This is a genomic window from Streptosporangium sp. NPDC002607 (assembly GCF_053592655.1).
On the sequence record NZ_JBSFWD010000026.1, the window covers coordinates 59,288 to 76,824 of the forward strand.

Here is a 17,537-nt window from a genome sequence, read left to right on the forward strand (position 1 = left end):
TCGGCCGGTTCCGAGAGGGATCGGCCTCCCCGAACCCGAATATGAAGACGCAAGTCACGTCAGAATCTCTAAGGAGAGAGCAGTGGCCAAGGCCAAGTTCGAGCGGACCAAGCCGCACGTAAACATCGGCACCATTGGGCACATCGACCACGGCAAGACCACTCTGACCGCGGCGATCACCAAGGTGCTCCACGAGCGTTTCCCGAACCTCAACGAGGCGACCCCGTTCGACAAGATCGACAAGGCGCCCGAGGAGAAGGCTCGTGGTATCACGATCTCCATCGCGCACGTCGAGTACCAGACCGAGAAGCGCCACTACGCCCACGTGGACTGCCCCGGTCACGCGGACTACGTGAAGAACATGATCACCGGTGCGGCTCAGATGGACGGTGCGATCCTCGTGGTCGCCGCCACCGACGGTCCGATGCCGCAGACGAAGGAGCACGTCCTCCTGGCCCGCCAGGTCGGCGTTCCCTACATCGTCGTGGCCCTCAACAAGTCCGACATGGTGGACGACGAGGAGATCCTGGAGCTCGTCGAGCTCGAGGTCCGTGAGCTTCTCTCGGCCCAGGAGTTCCCCGGCGACGACCTGCCGGTCGTCCGCGTCTCGGCGCTGAAGGCGCTTGAGGGCGACGCCAAGTGGGGTGACTCGATCATCGAGCTCATGACCGCGGTGGACGAGAACGTCCCCGAGCCGGTCCGTGAGACCGACAAGCCGTTCCTGATGCCGGTCGAGGACGTCTTCTCGATCACCGGTCGCGGCACGGTCGTCACCGGCCGTATCGAGCGTGGCATCGTCAAGGTCAGCGAGACCGTCGACATCATCGGCATCAAGGAGACCAAGACCACCACCACGGTCACCGGTGTCGAGATGTTCCGCAAGCTCCTCGACGAGGGCCAGGCGGGTGACAACGTCGGTCTGCTCCTGCGCGGCATCAAGCGCGAGGACGTCGAGCGCGGCCAGTGCATCATCAAGCCGGGCACGACCACCCCGCACACCGAGTTCGAGGCCCAGGTCTACATCCTGAGCAAGGACGAGGGCGGCCGCCACACGCCGTTCTTCAACAACTACCGCCCGCAGTTCTACTTCCGTACGACTGACGTGACCGGTGTGGTGAACCTCCCCGAGGGCACCGAGATGGTCATGCCGGGCGACAACACCGAGATGAACGTCGCGCTCATCCAGCCCATCGCGATGGAGGACGGTCTCAAGTTCGCCATCCGTGAGGGTGGCCGCACCGTCGGTGCGGGTCGAGTGACCAAGATCATCAAGTAGTACGATCGCGGAGTGGCGGTCGGCCCTCAACGCAGGGTCGGCCGCTTCCCCACGAGGGGCCCGCGCCGCAGGGCGCGAACCCTGGCAGGGACCCCACGAACCGTGATCTCGCAGTTGGTTCGGCCGAACGATGACCGAAGTAACTGCCAGATCACGGAAGAAAGCGCGGACTCACAGCGTCTGCTACGTGGGGCGTGTGCGGAGAACGTCGCCCCAGGGCGAAGTGGGCTCCGCACAACGTGGAGGGGACGTCCGAGACGGACCCGGCCATGACACAGCGGCAACAGGCCGCACGTAACTTTTTCAGACGACAGTGAAGGACACCGAGGCCATTATGGCGGGACAGAAGATCCGCATTCGGCTCAAGGCCTATGACCACGAGGTCATCGACGTCTCGGCCAAGAAGATCGTCGAGACGGTGACAAGGACTGGCGCCAAGGTCGCGGGCCCGGTGCCGCTGCCGACCGAGAAGAACGTGTACTGCGTCATCCGCTCGCCGCACAAGTACAAGGACAGTCGCGAGCACTTTGAGATGCGCACGCACAAGCGGCTGATTGACATCATCGACCCGACGCCGAAGACGGTCGACTCGCTCATGCGACTCGACCTTCCCGCCGGCGTTGACATCTCGATCAAGCTCTGAGGGAACGCACTGACATGGCTAAGCAGATCAAGGGCGTCCTGGGCAAGAAGCTCGGCATGACCCAGGTCTTCGACGCGGACAACCGGATGGTCCCGGTGACCGTCGTCGAGGCTGGTCCGTGCGTCGTGACCCGCGTCCGCACCGCTGAGAAGGACGGCTACACCGCCGTTCAGCTGGGCTTCGGGCAGGTCGACCCGCGGAAGGTCAACAAGCCGCTCGGCGACTACCTGCGCAAGCACGACATCACCCCGCGCCGTTACTTCGCGGAGATCCGCACTGACGACGTGAGCGAGTACACCCTGGGCCAGGAGCTCTCGGCCGACACCTTCGAGGCCGGCCAGTACGTCGACGTGACGGGCAAGAGCAAGGGCAAGGGTTACGCGGGTGTCATGAAGCGGCACGGCTTCAAGGGCCTGGGCGCCTCGCACGGTACGCAGCGCAAGCACCGCTCGCCGGGTTCCATCGGTGGCTGCGCCACCCCGGGCCGCGTCTTCAAGGGCGTGCGCATGGCCGGCCGGATGGGCAACGCCCGCACGACCATCCAGAGCCTCAAGGTCCACGCCGTGGACGCCGAGAAGGGCCTCATCCTGATCAAGGGTGCGATCCCCGGCGCCAACGGCAGCCTGGTTCTGGTCCGCACCGCTGCCAAGAAGGGGGCTGCCAAGTGAGCACCATTGACGTCCTCGACGCGAGCGGCGACAAGGCCGGGACCGTCGATCTGCCGGAGGACATCTTCGGCACCAAGGTCAACATCCCGCTGATCCACCAGGTCGTCGTGGCCCAGCTCGCCGCTCGCCGGCAGGGCACCCACAAGGCCAAGACCCGCGGTGAGGTCAGTGGCGGCGGCAAGAAGCCGTACCGCCAGAAGGGTACGGGCCGCGCCCGCCAGGGTTCGACCCGCGCTCCGCAGTTCACCGGCGGCGGCACCGTCCACGGTCCGGTTCCGCGGGACTACTCGCAGAAGACTCCCAAGAAGATGAAGGCCGCCGCCCTGCGCGGGGCCCTGTCCGACAGGGCGACCGGGGGCCGCGTTCACGTGGTCAGCGGTCTGGTCGCGGGGGAGACCCCGAAGACCAAGGCGGCTCTCGAGTCGCTTCGCAAGATCACCGAGGCGCGTAGCGTCCTGGTCGTCGTCGACGAGGGTGACGAGCTCAGCTGGCTGAGCCTGCGCAACGCTCCCGAGGTCCACCTGCTGGACGCCGGGCAGCTCAACACCTACGACGTGCTCTGCCACGACGACGTCGTTTTCACTCAGGCGGCGTACGACCAGGTCGTCGCGCGTCTGAGCAAGAGCGGGAAGGAAGACGCCTGATGGAGAAGATCGCCGACCCGCGCGACATCATCATCAAGCCGGTTGTCTCCGAGAAGAGCTACGGCCTGATCGACGAGCACAACAAGTACACGTTCCTGGTGCGGAAGACGGCCAACAAGACGCAGGTCAAGATCGCTGTTGAGAAGATCTTCGGCGTCAAGGTGGCCAGCGTCAACACCATCAACCGCCAGGGCAAGCGTAAGCGGACCAGATTCGGCTACGGCCAGCGTCCGGCTACCAAGCGAGCGATCGTCAGCCTGGTCGAAGGCGACCGGATTGACATCTTCGGCCAGATCGGCTGACGCGCTCGCTCAGTAAGTACAGGGAGAAAGCCCCTCACCACCAGGTGAGGGGCGTTCGACCGGATTAACCGACGAAGGATGAACGAAAAAGATGGGCATCCGTAAACTCAAGCCGACGACCCCGGGTCGCCGCGGCGCCAGCGTCTCGGACTTTGCCGAGATCACGCGCAGCACGCCCGAGAAGTCGCTGCTTGCACCCCTGCACAGCAAGGGTGGCCGTAACGTCCACGGCCGTGTCACCACCCGTCACCAGGGCGGTGGCCACAAGCGCGCCTACCGGATCATCGATTTCCGGCGTCACGACAAGGACGGGATCCCGGCCAAGGTCGCTCACATCGAGTACGACCCGAACCGCACCTCCCGTATCGCGCTGCTGCACTACGCCGACGGGGAGAAGCGCTACATCCTCTGCCCGACCGGCCTCAAGCAGGGCGACAAGATCGAGAACGGCCCCACGGCCGACATCAAGCCGGGCAACTGCCTCCCGCTGCGCAACATCCCGACCGGTACCTTCATCCACGCGGTGGAGCTCCGTCCGGGCGGTGGCGCCAAGCTGGGCCGGTCCGCCGGCGCGCAGATTCAGCTCCTCGCCAAGGAGGGCCAGTACGCCACGCTGCGTATGCCCTCCGGTGAGATGCGCCAGGTCGACGTTCGCTGCCGGGCCTCCATCGGCCAGGTCGGCAACGCCGAGCAGGCGAACATCAACTGGGGTAAGGCCGGACGTATGCGGTGGAAGGGCAAGCGCCCCACCGTCCGCGGCGTCGCGATGAACCCGGTCGACCACCCGCACGGTGGTGGTGAGGGTAAGACCTCCGGCGGTCGTCACCCTGTCAACCCCAAGGGCAAGCCCGAGGGTCGTACTCGTGCGGCGAACAAGGCCAGCGACCGGCTGATCATCCGCCGTCGTACCAAGCGGAAGAAGCGGTAGGAGCAGCCAAAATGCCACGTAGCCTCAAGAAGGGTCCCTTCGTGGACGACCACCTTCAGAAGAAGGTGGATGCCCAGAACGAGAAGGGCACCAAGAACGTCATCAAGACGTGGTCGCGGCGCTCCATGATCGTGCCCGACATGCTCGGCCACACGATCGCCGTTCACGACGGCCGCAAGCACGTCCCGGTGTTCGTCACCGAGTCGATGATCGGCCACAAGCTGGGTGAGTTCGCGCCGACGCGGACCTTCCGCAGCCATGTCAAGGAAGACCGCCGCAGCCGGCGATAAGCGCCTCAGGAAGAGGACGTCGAGCCGGGAACGATCGGAAGCGATCGTCACAGAGTGAGACGGACTCGACCAAAACGAAGGGTAAGAGGAGTAAGCGATGGAAGCCAGGGCTCAGGCGCGGTTCGCGCGCCACACGCCCATGAAGGCCCGCCGTGTGGTGGACCTCATTCGCGGGCTGCCCGCTTCGGAGGCGCAGGCCGTGCTGCAGTTCGCTCCCCAGTCGGCGAGCGAGACCGTGTACAAGGTGCTGTCGAGCGCCATTGCCAACGCGGAGCACAACTTCAAGCTCGACCGTGACACGCTCTTCGTGAGCCGTGCCTGGGTCGACGAGGGCCCGACGCTGAAGCGGTTTCGTCCCCGTGCTCAGGGTCGTGCCTATCGGATCAACAAGCGGACCAGCCACATCACCGTGATCGTGGAGTCCCGCGAGCCGAAGGGGAGGACCCGCTAGTGGGTCAGAAGGTTAACCCGCACGGGTTCCGCCTCGGCATCACGACCGACTTCAAGAGCCGGTGGTATGCCGACAAGCTCTACAAGTCGTACGTTGCCGAGGATGTGGCGATCCGCCGCATGCTCAAGAAGGGCATGGAGCGGGCCGGCATCTCCAAGGTGGAGATCGAGCGGACCACCGACCGGGTTCAGGTCGACATTCACACCGCCCGTCCGGGCATCGTCATCGGCCGCCGCGGCGCCGAGGCGGACCGGATTCGCGGTGACCTCGAGAAGCTGACCAAGAAGCAGGTCCAGCTGAACATCCTTGAGGTCAAGAACCCTGAGATCGACGCTCAGCTCGTCGCCCAGGGTGTGGCCGAGCAGCTGTCCAGCCGTGTCTCGTTCCGCCGTGCCATGCGCAAGGCGATGCAGTCGGCGATGAAGAGCGGCGCCAAGGGCATCCGGGTGCAGTGCTCCGGTCGTCTCGGCGGCGCTGAGATGTCCCGTTCGGAGTTCTACCGCGAGGGCCGCGTGCCCCTGCACACCCTCCGCGCGGACATCGACTACGGCCTGTACGAGGCCCGTACCACCTTCGGCCGTATCGGCGTGAAGGTGTGGATCTACAAGGGTGAGGCTCCGACCAGCCGCGCCGAGCGCGAGGCGGCTGCCGCCGGTGCTCGTGCGGGCCAGCGTCGTGACCGCGACGACCGTCGTGGCCCCGGTGCCGGTGGCGGCGACCGTCCCCGTCGTGGTGCCGGTGGCGCCCGTCGTGGTGCCGGTGCCGGCCGTGGCGACCGCGCCCCCAGGAACGAGGCGGCCTCCCAGGCTGCCCCCGAGACCGGCCCGGCTGCGCAGCCGGGTGCTGAAGGGAGCTGACCATGCTGATCCCGCGCAGGGTCAAGCACCGTAAGCAGCACCGGCCCGACCGTCACGGCGCTGCCAAGGGCGGCACCAGGGTCGTGTTCGGCGAGTTCGGCATTCAGGCGATTGAGCACTCCTACGTGACCAACCGCCAGATCGAGTCGGCTCGTATCGCGATGACCCGTCACATCAAGCGTGGTGGAAAGGTCTGGATCAACATCTATCCGGACCGTCCGCTCACCAAGAAGCCCGCCGAGACCCGCATGGGTTCCGGTAAGGGTTCGCCGGAGTGGTGGATCGCCAACGTCAAGCCCGGTCGCATCATGTTCGAGCTGTCGGGTGTCGCCGAGCCGGTGGCTCGCGAAGCCCTGCGTCGTGCGATGCACAAGCTGCCGATGAAGTGCCGGTTCGTCAAGCGTGAAGTGGGTGAGGCGTGATGGCTAAGGGCCTGACCGCCGGTGAGCTGCGGGTGGAAGACCAGGACACTCTGGTCACGAAGCTGAAGGAAGCCAAGGAGGAGCTGTTCAACCTCCGCTTCCAGGCTGCGACCGGCCAGTTGGAGAGCCACGGGCGGCTGCGTGCCGTTCGCCGCGAGATCGCCCGTATCTACACGGTGATGCGCGAGCGGGAGCTCGGAATCGTCACGGTAGAGAAGGAGTCGATTGATGGCTGAGGCCACGGAAACCACGACCGAGACGCGGAACTACCGCAAGACCCGTGAGGGTCTGGTCGTCAGCGACAAGATGGACAAGACTGTCGTGGTCGCTGTCGAGGACCGCGTCAAGCACCCCCTGTACGGCAAGGTCATCCGCAGGACGACCAAGTACAAGGCGCACGACGAGGCCAACAGCTGTGGTGTCGGCGACCGAGTCCTCCTGATGGAGACCCGGCCGCTCTCCGCCAGCAAGCGTTGGCGGGTCATCGAGATCCTCGAGAAGGCCAAGTAAGTCAACGCGCCTCGTGGGGGGTGACACCGTCACCCCCCATGACGGCGTCCAAGGGGGCGAAGCGATCTTCGCCCCGCCTGCGTCGGCGGTCCGCCAGGGACTGTCGCCGGGGGAAAAAGACCCAGCAGGTTCCGCAAGGCTCACCCACGGGTGAGAACCAGCGAGACAAACAGGAGTACAAGTGATCCAGCAGGAGTCGCGGCTCAAGGTCGCCGACAACACCGGTGCGAAGGAAGTCCTTTGCATCCGTGTGCTCGGTGGCTCGGGCCGGCGCTACGCGGGAATCGGCGACATCATCGTCGCCACTGTCAAGGACGCCATTCCCGGCGGCACCGTGAAGAAGGGCGATGTGGTCAAGGCCGTCATCGTCCGCACTGTCAAGGAGCGCCGCCGGCCCGACGGCTCCTACATCCGCTTCGACGAGAACGCCGCCGTCATCATCAAGGACAGCGGTGACCCCCGGGGCACCCGCATCTTCGGTCCCGTTGGACGTGAGCTGCGTGACAAGAAGTTCATGCGGATCATCTCGCTCGCGCCGGAGGTGTTGTAATGCCGAAGCTGCATGTGAAGAAGGGTGACCTCGTACTGGTCATCGCCGGCAAGGACAAGGGTGCCAAGGGCCGCGTGATCGCCGCCCACCCGCGCGACGAGCGCGTGGTGGTCGAGGGCGTCAACATGGTCAAGAAGCACTCCAAGGAGACCAACCAGGGTCCGCGTGGCGCCAAGACCGGCGGCGTGCAGACCATGGAGGCTCCCATCCACGTGAGCAACGTCAAGAAGCTCAAGGATGACGACAAGCCCGCCAAGAAGGAGTCGGCCAAGGCTGCTTCCGAGGAGACGGGTGAGGACAACTGATGACCGCGAACACTGAAGAGCGGACCCTCCCGCGCCTCAAGCAGCGCTACCGCGAAGAGATCATCGCGAAGCTGAACGAGCAGTTCGGGTTCGAGAACATCATGCTGGTGCCCACCATCACCAAGATCAAGGTGAACATGGGCGTCGGCGAGGCCGCGCGTGACTCGAAGCTCATCGAAGGCGCCGTCCGCGACCTCACCGTGATCACCGGCCAGAAGCCGGCGGTCGTCCGCGCCCGCAAGTCCATCGCCCAGTTCAAGCTGCGCGAGGGCATGCCGATCGGCGCGCACGTCACGCTCCGCGGCGACCGCATGTGGGAGTTCCTCGACCGGCTGCTCTCGCTGGCGCTGCCCCGCATCCGTGACTTCCGCGGCCTGTCGCCCAAGCAGTTCGACGGCAACGGGAACTACACCTTCGGTCTCACCGAGCAGGTCATGTTCCACGAGATCGACCAGGACAAGGTCGACCGCCAGCGTGGTATGGACATCACGGTCGTGACCACCGCTAAGACCGACGACCAGGGCCGGGCGCTGCTGAAGCACCTCGGCTTCCCCTTCAAGGAGGCCTGATCATGGCGAAGACGTCGCTCAAGGTCAAGGCTGCTCGCAAGGCCAAGTTCGAGGTCCGGGCGTACACTCGGTGCTCGCGCTGTGGTCGTCCCCGCGCCGTCTACCGGAAGTTCGGCCTGTGCCGCATCTGCTTCCGTGAGATGGCGCACCGGGGCGAGCTGCCCGGCATCACCAAGTCGAGCTGGTAGCCGTCCGCGCGGTCCCATGACCATCACGGGCCCGCGCGGGGCACCGGCCACACATAGAAGTTCGTATTCACCGGGCGCTGACTACAAGCGCCCATGACCGCACCGAAGGTCCCCTGTGGAAACCGCGGTGAGGAAGGCCACCGGCCATGACGATGACCGACCCGATCGCAGACATGCTGACGCGTCTGCGAAACGCGAACTCGGCGTACCACGACAGCGTGGCGATGCCGTACTCGAAGATCAAGGCGCACATCGCCGAGATCCTCCAGCAGGAGGGTTACATCCAGTCCTGGAGCGTCGAAGACGCCAAGGTCGGAAAGAACCTCGTGGTGGAGCTGAAGTTCGGGCCGAGCCGTGAGCGGTCGCTCGCGGGCCTGCGACGGGTTTCCAAGCCCGGCCTGCGGGTTTATGCAAAGAAGGACAACCTGCCCCGAGTCCTGGGCGGACTGGGCGTCGCGATCATCTCGACGTCCGGCGGTCTCATGACGGACAAGCAGGCCGGCAAGCGTGGAGTGGGCGGGGAAGTCCTCGCCTTCGTTTGGTAGAGGGGAGAACGAACAGCATGTCAAGAATCGGACGGCTGCCCATCCCCGTACCGAACGGAGTGGACGTCGCCATCGACGGCCGGGACGTCACGGTCAAGGGCCCCAAGGGCACGCTTTCGCTTACGGTCGCGGAACCCATCGCGATCGCCAAGGGTGAGGACGGAAATCTCTCCGTCACCCGCCCCAACGACGAGAACAAGGTCCGTGCGCTGCACGGCCTGTCCCGCACCCTGGTCGCCAACATGGTGACCGGTGTGACCCAGGGGTACTCGAAGTCCCTGGAGATCGTGGGCGTCGGTTACCGCGTGCAGGCCAAGAGCCCGACTCAGCTTGAGTTCGCTCTCGGCTTCAGCCACCCGGTGATCGTCAACGCTCCCGAGGGTGTCACCTTCCGCGTCGAGAAGCCGACGCTGTTCCACGTGGACGGCATCGACAAGCAGAAGGTCGGCGAGATCGCCGCGAACATCCGCAAGCTGCGCAAGCCCGACCCGTACAAGGGCAAGGGCGTGCGCTACCAGGGTGAAGTTATCCGCCGCAAGGTCGGAAAGGCTGGTAAGTAGGCATGGCTGGCAAGACTGCGTTCGGCAAGCACACGGCCGCCCGCGCCGTCTCGCGGGCCCGCCGCCACGGCCGAGTCCGCAAGAAGGTTGTCGGTACGGCCACGCGTCCGCGTCTGGTCGTCAACCGCTCCACGAGGCACCTCTTCGTGCAGATCGTCGACGACGCCCAGGGCCACACGCTGGTGAGCGCCTCCACCATGGACGCCTCCCTGCGCTCGGCCGAGGGCGCCAAGACCGACAAGGCCAAGCAGGTCGGCGAGCTTCTCGCTCAGCGGGCCAAGGCAGCCGGGATCACCGCGGTCGTGTTCGACCGGGGTGGCAACCGCTACGCGGGCCGCATCGCGGCTCTCGCGGACAGCGCCCGCGAAGGTGGACTGGAGTTCTGATGACTCCTTTCACCAGTGCGCAACCGATGGCCCGTCTTACGAATGAGAAGAGGAACCACTAATGGCTGGAGCTCCGCGTCGCGGTGGCGCCGCCGGTGGCGAGCGGCGTGACGGTCGTCGTGACGACCGCCGCGGTGGCAACGCTGACAAGGGCGTCTCGTACATCGAGCGCGTTGTGAAGATCAACCGAGTGGCCAAGGTCGTGAAGGGTGGTCGTCGCTTCAGCTTCACCGCCCTCGTCATCGTCGGTGACGGCAACGGCATGGTCGGTGTCGGCTACGGCAAGGCCAAGGAAGTGCCCGCGGCGATCGCCAAGGGTGTCGAAGAGGCCAAGAAGCACTTCTTCAAGGTGCCCCGTATCCAGGGCACCATCCCGCACATCGTGCAGGGCGAAGAGGCCGCCGGCGTCGTCTTCCTGCGTCCGGCGTCGCCCGGTACCGGTGTCATCGCCGGTGGCCCGGTGCGCGCCGTGCTGGAGTGCGCGGGCATCCACGACGTGCTGTCCAAGTCGCTCGGCTCGGACAACCCGATCAACATCGTGCACGCCACCGTGGCCGCTCTGAAGGGCCTCAGCCGCCCCGAGGAGATCGCGGCCCGCCGTGGCCTGCCGATCGAGGACGTCGCCCCCAAGGCGATGCTCAAGGCTCGCGCCGAGGGTCTCGCGGAGGCCGCGGCGGCGAAGGCGGTGAGCTAGCCCATGGCACGCCTGAAGATTACCCAGGTCCGCTCGAAGATCGGTGGCAAGCAGAAGCAGCGTGACTCGCTGCGCTCGCTCGGTCTTAAGCGAATCGGCGACGTCGTCGTCAAGGAGGACCGCCCGGAGATCCGCGGCATGGTCTCCGTGGTGACGCACCTCGTCACCGTGGAAGAGGTCGACTAGACATGGCAGAGAACACTCCGCTCCGCATCCACCACCTGCGTCCGGCCCCCGGCGCCAACAAGTCGAAGGTCCGCAAGGGCCGCGGCGAGGCGTCCAAGGGCAAGACCGCGGGTCGCGGAACCAAGGGCACGAGGGCCAGGAACACTGTCCCGCTCGGCTTCGAGGGTGGTCAGGTTCCGCTGCAGCGGCGCCTGCCCAAGTTCAAGGGCTTCTCCAACGCCCTGTTCAAGACGACCTACCAGGTCGTCAACCTTGACAGGCTCGGCGAGCTGTTCCCCGACGGTGGCGACGTCACCGTGGAGGCGCTGGTCGCCAAGGGCGCGGTTCGCAAGAACCAGCTCGTCAAGGTTCTGGGAACCGGTGACATCTCCGTGGCGTTGAACGTGGAGGCGCACGCCTTCTCCGCCAGTGCCAAGGAGAAGATCGCTGCCGCCGGAGGCTCCGTCTCCGAGCTGTAGGTGTCATCATCACGCGGCGCGGGGGCTCGTAATGGGCTCCCGCGCCCGTAGTGCGTTAGAGTTCGCTGGACAGTGGGCCTCGACTCATTTCCTTGGGCTCATTGACTGGATATGGCAAAGATGGAACACCCCCGCACCATCGCTGACCGACCTCGCCTTTCAGGCGCGCAGGAGGGACCGTGCTGACCGCATTTACCCGAGCGTTCCGTACGCCGGACCTGCGTAAGAAGCTGCTCTTCACTTTGGGCATCATTGCGCTGTTCCGACTTGGGTCGGTCCTGCCGACTCCGGGTGTGCATACCGAGAACATCAGCCGTTGTCTCACCCAGGCGCAGGCGGGGGACGCGGGCAACATCTACGGAATGGTGCAGCTGTTCAGCGGCGGCGCCCTCCTGAAACTTTCAGTGTTCGCCCTCGGCATCATGCCGTACATCACCGCGAGCATCATTCTTCAGCTGCTCGTCGTGGTCATTCCGCGCCTGGAGGCCCTCAAGAAGGAGGGGCAGGCCGGACAGACCAAGATCACGCAGTACACGCGTTACCTGACGGTCGGGCTTGCCATCCTGCAGTCGACCGCCTTCGTGGCCCTGGCCCGCGGCGGCCAGCTGTTCCCGCAGTGCCGCGAAGAGATCCTCCTCGACAAGGACAACGTCTTCGCCATCGTCACGATGGTGCTGACCATGACCGCCGGCACCGCCGTCGTCATGTGGCTGGGCGAGCTCGTCACCGACCGCGGCATCGGCAACGGCATGTCCATCCTGATCTTCACTCAGGTCATCGCCGTCTTCCCGTCCGAGCTGCTGAACATCGCCAGGCAGAAGGGCGGCTTCGTCTTCGCCGTGGTCATCGTCGTCGGTATCGCGATGATCGCCCTGGTCGTGATGGTCGAGCAGGCCCAGCGCCGGATCCCGGTGCAGTACGCCAAGCGCATGGTCGGCCGCCGGATGTACGGCGGGACGTCGACCTACATCCCGCTGAAGGTCAACCAGGCCGGCATCATCCCGGTCATCTTCGCCTCCTCGCTGCTCTACCTTCCGCAGCTGATCACGACGCTCTTCACGAACAGCCAGGAAGAGCCGAACAAGATCATCCAGTGGATCTCGCAGGAGTTCGGCGGCGGAGGGACCACCCCGACGTACATGATCACTTTCTTCCTGCTTATCGTGTTCTTCACGTACTTCTACGTGTCGATTACCTTCAACCCCGTTGAAGTCGCCGACAACATGAAGAAGTACGGTGGTTTCATCCCGGGCATCCGCCCGGGGCGCCCGACGGCTGAGTACTTGAACTATGTGCTCACGCGACTCACCGCTCCTGGCGCGCTGTATCTGGGCCTGATCTCCATGGTGCCGATCGTCGCGCTGGCGCTCGTCGGTGCGAGTCAGAACTTCCCGTTCGGAGGGACGAGCATTCTGATCATGGTTGGTGTCGGCCTTGACACCGTGAAGCAGATCGAAAGCCAGCTGCAGCAGCGCAACTATGAAGGCTTCCTGAAATAGTGCGCCTCGTCCTGGTCGGGCCCCCCGGAGCGGGTAAGGGGACACAGGCCCAGTTCATTGCGTCGAACCTGTCGATCCCGAAGATTTCGACAGGTGACATCTTCCGTGCCAACGTCTCGGGTGGTACGGAGCTCGGCAAGCTTGCCAAGGAATACATGGACCGCGGTGACCTCGTGCCTGACGAGGTCACCATCGCGATGGTCCGTGACCGCCTCGCTGAGAAAGACGCGCAGGACGGTTTCCTGCTCGACGGCTTCCCCAGGAACGTGCCCCAGGCCGAGATCCTGAAGAAGATCCTCGCCGAGTTCGGATCCGGTCTGGACATCGTTCTGGAGCTCGTGGTCGACGACGAGGAGGTCGTCCGCAGGCTCGCCGGGCGCCGCACCTGTAGCCAGTGCGGTCGTATCTGGCACGTCGACTTCGACGACAAGAAGGACGACATCTGCGACGCCTGTGACGGTCGGCTGTACCAGCGCGACGACGACAAGGAGGAGACCGTCAGGCACCGCCTGGAGGTCTATCAGGAGCAGACCGCCCCCTTGGTCTCCTTCTACGCGGACGAGGGCATCCTTGTCGGAGTCGACGCCACCGGTCCGGTGGAAGAGATCACTCAGCGCGCTATGGAGGCCCTGAGCCCCTTCGTCGGCTAGCGAAGCGATATCTACCTTGCACGCCACCCATGGCTTCTCATGGGTGGCGTGCTGCCATTTAGGGCAGAATCTGGGGAATTGGGCTCCCGGACCGCCCGTTGAACCACCCCAGGGGGTGCGCACGTGTTCAAGAAGAACAAGCACGGGATTCAGCTGAAGACGCCCGAACAACTGGAGAAGATGCGGGCGGCGGGCCTGGTGGTCGGTCGTACCCTGCAGTTGCTGCGGGAGAGCGTCCAGCCGGGCATGACGCCCCTGGACCTCGACGCGATCGCGGAGAAGGCCATCAGAGGCGAGGGGGCGATCCCCTCCTTCAAGGGTTACCAGGGCTTCCCGGCGACCATCTGCGCGTCGGTCAACCACGAGGTGGTCCACGGCATCCCGAGCGACCGCAGGGCGCTGCGGGAGGGCGACGTCATTTCGATCGACTGCGGTGCCATCCTGGACGGCTGGCACGGCGACTCGGCCATCACGGTCGGCATCGGTGAGGTGGACCCCAAGCTGACCGAGCTGATGCGGGTCACCGAGGAGGCCATGTGGCGGGGCATCGCCGCGCTCACGGTGGGTCGCCACCTGTCCGATATCGGTCACGAGGTGGAGAAGTACGTCCGCTCCCAGGGGCGCTACGGCATCCCGCAGGAGTACGGCGGGCACGGCATCGGCACCGAGATGCATATGGACCCGTGGGTGGCCAACCACGGCAAACCGGGCCGTGGCCCGCGTTTCGAACCGGGTATGTGCTTCGCCGTCGAGCCCATGGTCAACCTGGGGACGGACCGGACCAAGGTGCTGGCCGACGACTGGACCGTGGTCACGATCGACGGTAAGGCCTCGGCACACTTCGAACACAGCGTCGCCGTGACACATAATGGACCTTGGGTACTGACCGCCCTTGACGGGGGTAAAGAGCGGCTTGTCGACTTGTTGGGAGACGCGGGCTAGATCAGGCTCGCCGGTGAGCGGATGTGGTTGATATGGCGGCTGGTCCAGGTATGCGAGCTTCCGATGGGGACCGCGACAAGGTCGCCTCGGTCCTGCGGGAGCACTACGCGCAGGGCCGCCTGACCACCGAGGAGTTCGACGAGCGCCTCGAACAGCTCTACAGCAGCAAGACGTACGGCGAGCTCGCCGTCCTCACCTCCGACCTTCCCGACGTCGACCTGCGCCGGCTTCCAGAGACCCCCTCCCGCGCCCCTGAGCGCACCAAGGGGGGCAAGCAGGACAAGGCGCAGAACAAGGGTCTGGCGGCCGCCTGGGCCGCCTGGGCGACGGCCAGCGGCGTCAACTGGATGATCTGGCTCATCGTCGGAGTGACCAGCGGCCTCGACTTCCCCTACCCGTGGCCGCTCTGGGTCATGGGCCCGTGGGGTGTGGTGTTGCTGGTGACGACCGTCCTCACCGGGCTGGGCGGGGACAAGAAGTCCACCTGAGTGGTGGGGAGGGTGCGGATTCCAGTGCCGGGTCATCGGGGCCTGCCCATGGCGCGAGCCGCCGCGGGACGTCGGGCGGATCCCCTCGGACGGCCTCGATAGGGGCGGTCGTCCGAGGGGATCCGGTCTGACCGGGCCGTAGGAGTGCTGGCCTGACCAGGCTGGACATGCCACAATGAGGCCACGAGCATTCGCGCGTCGAACCGTGCCGTCCATCCCTGAAGGGATCTGCGGTATCCTTTGTAGCGGTTGTGTCAAGGTGCCGGCCGTGTGTTTCGCATTTCCTCGCCCGGTGCCGTACACTCCTTCTTCGGTTCACTATGACCATTGCGCGTCGGCGGTGTCGCAACCGCCGCTCTCATCGAAGCGCTGGGTCGCGGCTGCTTAGTGTTCCGAAGCCTCAGACGACCGATCAGTGAAACGCGAGGGACATGGCCAAGAAAGACGGCGCCATCGAGATCGAGGGCACTGTGGTTGAGTCGCTCCCGAACGCGATGTTCAGGGTGCAACTCGATAACGGCCATAAGGTCCTGGCCCACATCAGCGGGCGGATGCGGATGCACTACATCCGGATCCTTCCTGACGACAGGGTTGTCGTCGAACTGAGCCCCTACGACCTCAGTCGTGGGCGGATCGTCTACCGATACAAGTAAGCGTCTGAGGGACGAATAGGACTATGAAGGTCAAGCCGAGCGTCAAGAAGATCTGTGACAAGTGCAAGGTGATTCGCCGGCACGGTCGCGTCATGGTGATCTGCGACAACCTGCGCCACAAGCAGCGCCAGGGCTAGTCGTTCCAACAGGCCCCACGAGAGTCCGTTCCCAAGAGGCGGGCTCGACCCATGTGGGGCTTCCAAGGTAATCGCGTTTCACACCTGCGCAGGCGGCTCGCGCCGTACCCCGCAGGAGACCCCCGGTCGGAGGCCGGGGCCCTCACCCCGGGCATGGGGAGGGGAAGTGAGGCGTAGGACCTCCGCCACAACGAAGGAGAATGCCCGACCATGGCTCGCCTGGTTGGCGTCGACCTCCCCCGCGACAAGCGGCTGGAGATCGCTCTCACCTACATTTTCGGGATCGGCCGCACGCGCGCGCTCGAGACCCTCAAGGCCACCGGTGTGAACGGCGACCTCCGCGTTCACCAGCTCACGGACGAGGAACTCGTCCCGCTGCGCGACTACATCGAGGCGAACTACAAGATCGAGGGTGACCTCCGTCGCGAAGTTCAGGCCGACATCCGTCGCAAGATCGAGATTCAGTGCTACCAGGGCATCCGGCACCGCCGTGGCCTTCCTGTGCACGGTCAGCGCACGCAGACCAACGCACGCACCCGTAAGGGCAAGAAGAAGACCGTGGCCGGTAAGAAGAAGCCCGGTAAGAAGTAGTCCGCGTAGCCGCAGGACCGAAGACCTCAGGAGTGAAGGCAAAGAATGCCTCCTAAGAGCCGCCAGGGTGCACCGAAGAAGGTGCGCCGCAAGGAAAAGAAGAACGTCGCTCACGGGCACGCCCACATCAAGAGCACGTTCAACAACACGATCGTTTCGATCACCGACCCGAGTGGGAACGTGATCTCCTGGGCCAGCGCCGGCCACGTCGGGTTCAAGGGCTCTCGCAAGTCCACCCCGTTCGCCGCGCAGATGGCCGCGGAGAACGCCGCCCGCCGCGCCATGGAGCACGGCATGCGCAAGGTCGACGTCTTCGTCAAGGGCCCCGGCTCCGGTCGTGAGACCGCGATCCGCTCGCTGCAGGCGACGGGTCTTGAGGTCGGGTCCATCCAGGACGTCACCCCCGTGCCGCACAACGGCTGCCGTCCGCCCAAGCGCCGTCGCGTCTGAGCCCAGGAGAAGATAGAAAATGGCTCGTTACACGGGTGCGGACTGCAAGCTCTGCCGCAGGGAGAAGACCAAGCTCTTCCTCAAGGGCAAGAAGTGCGAGTCCGCGAAGTGCCCCATCGAGATCCGTCCTTACCCGCCGGGTGAGCACGGCCGCGGCCGTCCCAAGGAGTCTGAGTACCAGCTCCAGCTCCGCGAGAAGCAGAAGACCCGCCGCATCTACGGCGTCCTCGAGAAGCAGTTCCACAACTACTACGAGGAAGCCAACCGCAAGACCGGCAAGACCGGCGAGAACCTCCTCCAGATCCTGGAGAGCCGTCTCGACAACGTGGTCTACCGCGCCGGTTTCGCCGAGTCGCGCGACGCCGCCCGCCAGCAGGTCCGTCACGGCCACATCCTGGTGAACGGCAAGAAGGTCGACATCCCGTCGTACCGGGTGCGCGAGCACGACATCGTCGAGGTCCGCGAGAAGTCGCGCAACCTCCTGCCCTACGAGGTGGCCCGCGCCACCGCCGGTGACAAGACGTACCCGGCGTGGCTCGGCGTCGTCCCGGACGCGCTGCGCGTCCTGGTCCACCAGCTCCCGGTCCGTCAGCAGATTGACACCCAGGTCCAGGAGCAGCTGATCGTCGAGCTCTACTCCAAGTAGCGGCTCCTCAGGTGCCGTGTGGCGATTCGCCGCACGGCACCTATGCTGT

General features: G+C 65.2%; 31 protein-coding genes. All 31 read left to right on the forward strand.

Annotation, left to right across the window (positions count from 1 at the left end; genetic code table 11):
- Positions 1-82: 82 nt before the first annotated feature.
- Positions 83-1,276, forward strand: coding sequence for an elongation factor Tu (gene tuf / locus ACWD3H_RS27070; RefSeq protein WP_355551469.1), 1,194 nt, complete (start codon positions 83-85; stop codon positions 1,274-1,276).
- A gap of 334 nt (positions 1,277-1,610) precedes the next feature.
- On the forward strand, positions 1,611-1,919 hold the full coding sequence (gene rpsJ / locus ACWD3H_RS27075) for a 30S ribosomal protein S10 (protein ID WP_030912931.1): 309 nt from the start codon (positions 1,611-1,613) through the stop codon (positions 1,917-1,919).
- Between the two features lie 14 nt (positions 1,920-1,933).
- The gene (rplC, locus tag ACWD3H_RS27080; protein WP_030912930.1) at positions 1,934-2,587 is read left to right on the forward strand and encodes a 50S ribosomal protein L3; all 654 of its coding nucleotides are present in this window, start codon (positions 1,934-1,936) and stop codon (positions 2,585-2,587) included.
- Positions 2,584-3,231: a 50S ribosomal protein L4 gene (rplD, locus tag ACWD3H_RS27085; RefSeq protein WP_350911368.1), complete on the forward strand. Its 648-nt coding sequence runs from the start codon at positions 2,584-2,586 to the stop codon at positions 3,229-3,231. The genes rplC and rplD overlap by 4 nt, the downstream gene beginning before the upstream one ends.
- On the forward strand, positions 3,231-3,533 hold the full coding sequence (gene rplW / locus ACWD3H_RS27090; protein WP_030912923.1) for a 50S ribosomal protein L23: 303 nt from the start codon (positions 3,231-3,233) through the stop codon (positions 3,531-3,533). The genes rplD and rplW overlap by 1 nt, the downstream gene beginning before the upstream one ends.
- 91 nt (positions 3,534-3,624) lie before the next feature.
- Positions 3,625-4,461, forward strand: coding sequence for a 50S ribosomal protein L2 (rplB, locus tag ACWD3H_RS27095; protein WP_271220144.1), 837 nt, complete (start codon positions 3,625-3,627; stop codon positions 4,459-4,461).
- Positions 4,462-4,472: 11 nt separating this feature from the next.
- Positions 4,473-4,751: a 30S ribosomal protein S19 gene (gene rpsS, locus ACWD3H_RS27100; protein WP_030451498.1), complete on the forward strand. Its 279-nt coding sequence runs from the start codon at positions 4,473-4,475 to the stop codon at positions 4,749-4,751.
- A gap of 97 nt (positions 4,752-4,848) precedes the next feature.
- A complete protein-coding gene (gene rplV / locus ACWD3H_RS27105; RefSeq protein WP_030912916.1) occupies positions 4,849-5,202 on the forward strand; it encodes a 50S ribosomal protein L22 in 354 nt (117 codons plus the stop codon).
- Positions 5,202-6,059, forward strand: coding sequence for a 30S ribosomal protein S3 (gene rpsC, locus ACWD3H_RS27110; RefSeq protein ID WP_030912914.1), 858 nt, complete (start codon positions 5,202-5,204; stop codon positions 6,057-6,059). Before rplV ends, rpsC begins: the two co-directional genes overlap by 1 nt.
- A 2-nt stretch (positions 6,060-6,061) precedes the next feature.
- Complete coding sequence (gene rplP, locus ACWD3H_RS27115; RefSeq protein ID WP_030912912.1) at positions 6,062-6,481, forward strand: 50S ribosomal protein L16; 420 nt, start codon at positions 6,062-6,064, stop codon at positions 6,479-6,481.
- Positions 6,481-6,717, forward strand: a complete 237-nt coding sequence (rpmC, locus tag ACWD3H_RS27120) for a 50S ribosomal protein L29 (RefSeq protein ID WP_030912909.1) — start codon at positions 6,481-6,483, stop codon at positions 6,715-6,717. The genes rplP and rpmC overlap by 1 nt, the downstream gene beginning before the upstream one ends.
- Positions 6,710-6,991, forward strand: a complete 282-nt coding sequence (gene rpsQ / locus ACWD3H_RS27125; RefSeq protein ID WP_030912907.1) for a 30S ribosomal protein S17 — start codon at positions 6,710-6,712, stop codon at positions 6,989-6,991. The genes rpmC and rpsQ overlap by 8 nt, the downstream gene beginning before the upstream one ends.
- Positions 6,992-7,172: 181 nt before the next feature.
- Positions 7,173-7,541 carry a 50S ribosomal protein L14 gene (rplN, locus tag ACWD3H_RS27130; RefSeq protein ID WP_012887841.1) on the forward strand — a complete coding sequence of 123 codons (369 nt, stop codon included), beginning with the start codon at positions 7,173-7,175 and terminating at the stop codon, positions 7,539-7,541.
- Between the two features lie 8 nt (positions 7,542-7,549).
- Positions 7,550-7,846: a 50S ribosomal protein L24 gene (gene rplX, locus ACWD3H_RS27135; RefSeq protein ID WP_063766231.1), complete on the forward strand. Its 297-nt coding sequence runs from the start codon at positions 7,550-7,552 to the stop codon at positions 7,844-7,846.
- Entirely contained in the window at positions 7,846-8,415 is a 570-nt protein-coding gene (gene rplE, locus ACWD3H_RS27140; RefSeq protein WP_030912902.1) for a 50S ribosomal protein L5, read from the forward strand. The genes rplX and rplE overlap by 1 nt, the downstream gene beginning before the upstream one ends.
- A 2-nt stretch (positions 8,416-8,417) precedes the next feature.
- Entirely contained in the window at positions 8,418-8,603 is a 186-nt protein-coding gene (locus ACWD3H_RS27145; protein ID WP_012887844.1) for a type Z 30S ribosomal protein S14, read from the forward strand.
- 146 nt (positions 8,604-8,749) lie between these two features.
- Positions 8,750-9,148 carry a 30S ribosomal protein S8 gene (gene rpsH / locus ACWD3H_RS27150; protein WP_343968325.1) on the forward strand — a complete coding sequence of 133 codons (399 nt, stop codon included), beginning with the start codon at positions 8,750-8,752 and terminating at the stop codon, positions 9,146-9,148.
- A gap of 17 nt (positions 9,149-9,165) precedes the next feature.
- Positions 9,166-9,708 carry a 50S ribosomal protein L6 gene (gene rplF / locus ACWD3H_RS27155; protein WP_343968323.1) on the forward strand — a complete coding sequence of 181 codons (543 nt, stop codon included), beginning with the start codon at positions 9,166-9,168 and terminating at the stop codon, positions 9,706-9,708.
- 2 nt (positions 9,709-9,710) lie between these two features.
- Positions 9,711-10,094, forward strand: a complete 384-nt coding sequence (rplR, locus tag ACWD3H_RS27160; protein WP_030912897.1) for a 50S ribosomal protein L18 — start codon at positions 9,711-9,713, stop codon at positions 10,092-10,094.
- Positions 10,095-10,155: 61 nt separating this feature from the next.
- Entirely contained in the window at positions 10,156-10,788 is a 633-nt protein-coding gene (rpsE, locus tag ACWD3H_RS27165; RefSeq protein ID WP_030912894.1) for a 30S ribosomal protein S5, read from the forward strand.
- A gap of 3 nt (positions 10,789-10,791) precedes the next feature.
- Positions 10,792-10,974, forward strand: a complete 183-nt coding sequence (gene rpmD / locus ACWD3H_RS27170) for a 50S ribosomal protein L30 (RefSeq protein WP_030912892.1) — start codon at positions 10,792-10,794, stop codon at positions 10,972-10,974.
- 2 nt (positions 10,975-10,976) lie between these two features.
- The gene (gene rplO, locus ACWD3H_RS27175) at positions 10,977-11,432 is read left to right on the forward strand and encodes a 50S ribosomal protein L15 (protein ID WP_350911377.1); all 456 of its coding nucleotides are present in this window, start codon (positions 10,977-10,979) and stop codon (positions 11,430-11,432) included.
- A gap of 179 nt (positions 11,433-11,611) precedes the next feature.
- Positions 11,612-12,931: a preprotein translocase subunit SecY gene (gene secY, locus ACWD3H_RS27180; RefSeq protein WP_030912888.1), complete on the forward strand. Its 1,320-nt coding sequence runs from the start codon at positions 11,612-11,614 to the stop codon at positions 12,929-12,931.
- Positions 12,931-13,581, forward strand: coding sequence for an adenylate kinase (locus ACWD3H_RS27185; RefSeq protein ID WP_030912884.1), 651 nt, complete (start codon positions 12,931-12,933; stop codon positions 13,579-13,581). The genes secY and ACWD3H_RS27185 overlap by 1 nt, the downstream gene beginning before the upstream one ends.
- Before the next feature lie 123 nt (positions 13,582-13,704).
- On the forward strand, positions 13,705-14,523 hold the full coding sequence (gene map / locus ACWD3H_RS27190) for a type I methionyl aminopeptidase (protein WP_350953868.1): 819 nt from the start codon (positions 13,705-13,707) through the stop codon (positions 14,521-14,523).
- 50 nt (positions 14,524-14,573) lie between these two features.
- Positions 14,574-15,011 (forward strand): DUF1707 SHOCT-like domain-containing protein, encoded by a 438-nt coding sequence (locus ACWD3H_RS27195; RefSeq protein ID WP_451956989.1) that lies wholly within the window; start codon positions 14,574-14,576, stop codon positions 15,009-15,011.
- Between the two features lie 431 nt (positions 15,012-15,442).
- Positions 15,443-15,664: a translation initiation factor IF-1 gene (gene infA, locus ACWD3H_RS27200; RefSeq protein ID WP_012887858.1), complete on the forward strand. Its 222-nt coding sequence runs from the start codon at positions 15,443-15,445 to the stop codon at positions 15,662-15,664.
- A gap of 23 nt (positions 15,665-15,687) precedes the next feature.
- Entirely contained in the window at positions 15,688-15,801 is a 114-nt protein-coding gene (rpmJ, locus tag ACWD3H_RS27205) for a 50S ribosomal protein L36 (protein WP_003956441.1), read from the forward strand.
- A gap of 210 nt (positions 15,802-16,011) precedes the next feature.
- Positions 16,012-16,392, forward strand: coding sequence for a 30S ribosomal protein S13 (rpsM, locus tag ACWD3H_RS27210; protein ID WP_012887859.1), 381 nt, complete (start codon positions 16,012-16,014; stop codon positions 16,390-16,392).
- A 45-nt stretch (positions 16,393-16,437) separates the two neighbouring features.
- Positions 16,438-16,842, forward strand: a complete 405-nt coding sequence (gene rpsK / locus ACWD3H_RS27215; RefSeq protein ID WP_012887860.1) for a 30S ribosomal protein S11 — start codon at positions 16,438-16,440, stop codon at positions 16,840-16,842.
- A gap of 19 nt (positions 16,843-16,861) precedes the next feature.
- Positions 16,862-17,488: a 30S ribosomal protein S4 gene (gene rpsD, locus ACWD3H_RS27220; protein ID WP_030912875.1), complete on the forward strand. Its 627-nt coding sequence runs from the start codon at positions 16,862-16,864 to the stop codon at positions 17,486-17,488.
- Positions 17,489-17,537: the final 49 nt, after the last annotated feature.

Excerpts from the sequence above, each read along its gene's own strand:
- rpmC (WP_030912909.1), top strand. The coding sequence starts at position 6,481 with ATGGCTAAGGGCCTGACCGCCGGTGAGCTGCGGGTGGAAGACCAGGAC.
- rplF (WP_343968323.1), top strand. The coding sequence starts at position 9,166 with ATGTCAAGAATCGGACGGCTGCCCATCCCCGTACCGAACGGAGTGGAC.
- rpsH (WP_343968325.1), top strand. The coding sequence starts at position 8,750 with ATGACGATGACCGACCCGATCGCAGACATGCTGACGCGTCTGCGAAAC.
- infA (WP_012887858.1), top strand. The coding sequence starts at position 15,443 with ATGGCCAAGAAAGACGGCGCCATCGAGATCGAGGGCACTGTGGTTGAG.
- rpsD (WP_030912875.1), top strand. The coding sequence starts at position 16,862 with ATGGCTCGTTACACGGGTGCGGACTGCAAGCTCTGCCGCAGGGAGAAG.
- rpsM (WP_012887859.1), top strand. The coding sequence starts at position 16,012 with ATGGCTCGCCTGGTTGGCGTCGACCTCCCCCGCGACAAGCGGCTGGAG.
- rplV (WP_030912916.1), top strand. The coding sequence starts at position 4,849 with ATGGAAGCCAGGGCTCAGGCGCGGTTCGCGCGCCACACGCCCATGAAG.
- rpsS (WP_030451498.1), top strand. The coding sequence starts at position 4,473 with ATGCCACGTAGCCTCAAGAAGGGTCCCTTCGTGGACGACCACCTTCAG.
- rpsQ (WP_030912907.1), top strand. The coding sequence starts at position 6,710 with ATGGCTGAGGCCACGGAAACCACGACCGAGACGCGGAACTACCGCAAG.
- rpsK (WP_012887860.1), top strand. The coding sequence starts at position 16,438 with ATGCCTCCTAAGAGCCGCCAGGGTGCACCGAAGAAGGTGCGCCGCAAG.
- rpsJ (WP_030912931.1), top strand. The coding sequence starts at position 1,611 with ATGGCGGGACAGAAGATCCGCATTCGGCTCAAGGCCTATGACCACGAG.
- rpmD (WP_030912892.1), top strand. The coding sequence starts at position 10,792 with ATGGCACGCCTGAAGATTACCCAGGTCCGCTCGAAGATCGGTGGCAAG.
- ACWD3H_RS27145 (WP_012887844.1), top strand. The coding sequence starts at position 8,418 with ATGGCGAAGACGTCGCTCAAGGTCAAGGCTGCTCGCAAGGCCAAGTTC.
- rplB (WP_271220144.1), top strand. The coding sequence starts at position 3,625 with ATGGGCATCCGTAAACTCAAGCCGACGACCCCGGGTCGCCGCGGCGCC.
- rplR (WP_030912897.1), top strand. The coding sequence starts at position 9,711 with ATGGCTGGCAAGACTGCGTTCGGCAAGCACACGGCCGCCCGCGCCGTC.
- ACWD3H_RS27195 (WP_451956989.1), top strand. The coding sequence starts at position 14,574 with ATGCGAGCTTCCGATGGGGACCGCGACAAGGTCGCCTCGGTCCTGCGG.
- rplO (WP_350911377.1), top strand. The coding sequence starts at position 10,977 with ATGGCAGAGAACACTCCGCTCCGCATCCACCACCTGCGTCCGGCCCCC.
- rplC (WP_030912930.1), top strand. The coding sequence starts at position 1,934 with ATGGCTAAGCAGATCAAGGGCGTCCTGGGCAAGAAGCTCGGCATGACC.
- rpsE (WP_030912894.1), top strand. The coding sequence starts at position 10,156 with ATGGCTGGAGCTCCGCGTCGCGGTGGCGCCGCCGGTGGCGAGCGGCGT.
- rplW (WP_030912923.1), top strand. The coding sequence starts at position 3,231 with ATGGAGAAGATCGCCGACCCGCGCGACATCATCATCAAGCCGGTTGTC.
- rpmJ (WP_003956441.1), top strand. The coding sequence starts at position 15,688 with ATGAAGGTCAAGCCGAGCGTCAAGAAGATCTGTGACAAGTGCAAGGTG.
- rplP (WP_030912912.1), top strand. The coding sequence starts at position 6,062 with ATGCTGATCCCGCGCAGGGTCAAGCACCGTAAGCAGCACCGGCCCGAC.
- rplE (WP_030912902.1), top strand. The coding sequence starts at position 7,846 with ATGACCGCGAACACTGAAGAGCGGACCCTCCCGCGCCTCAAGCAGCGC.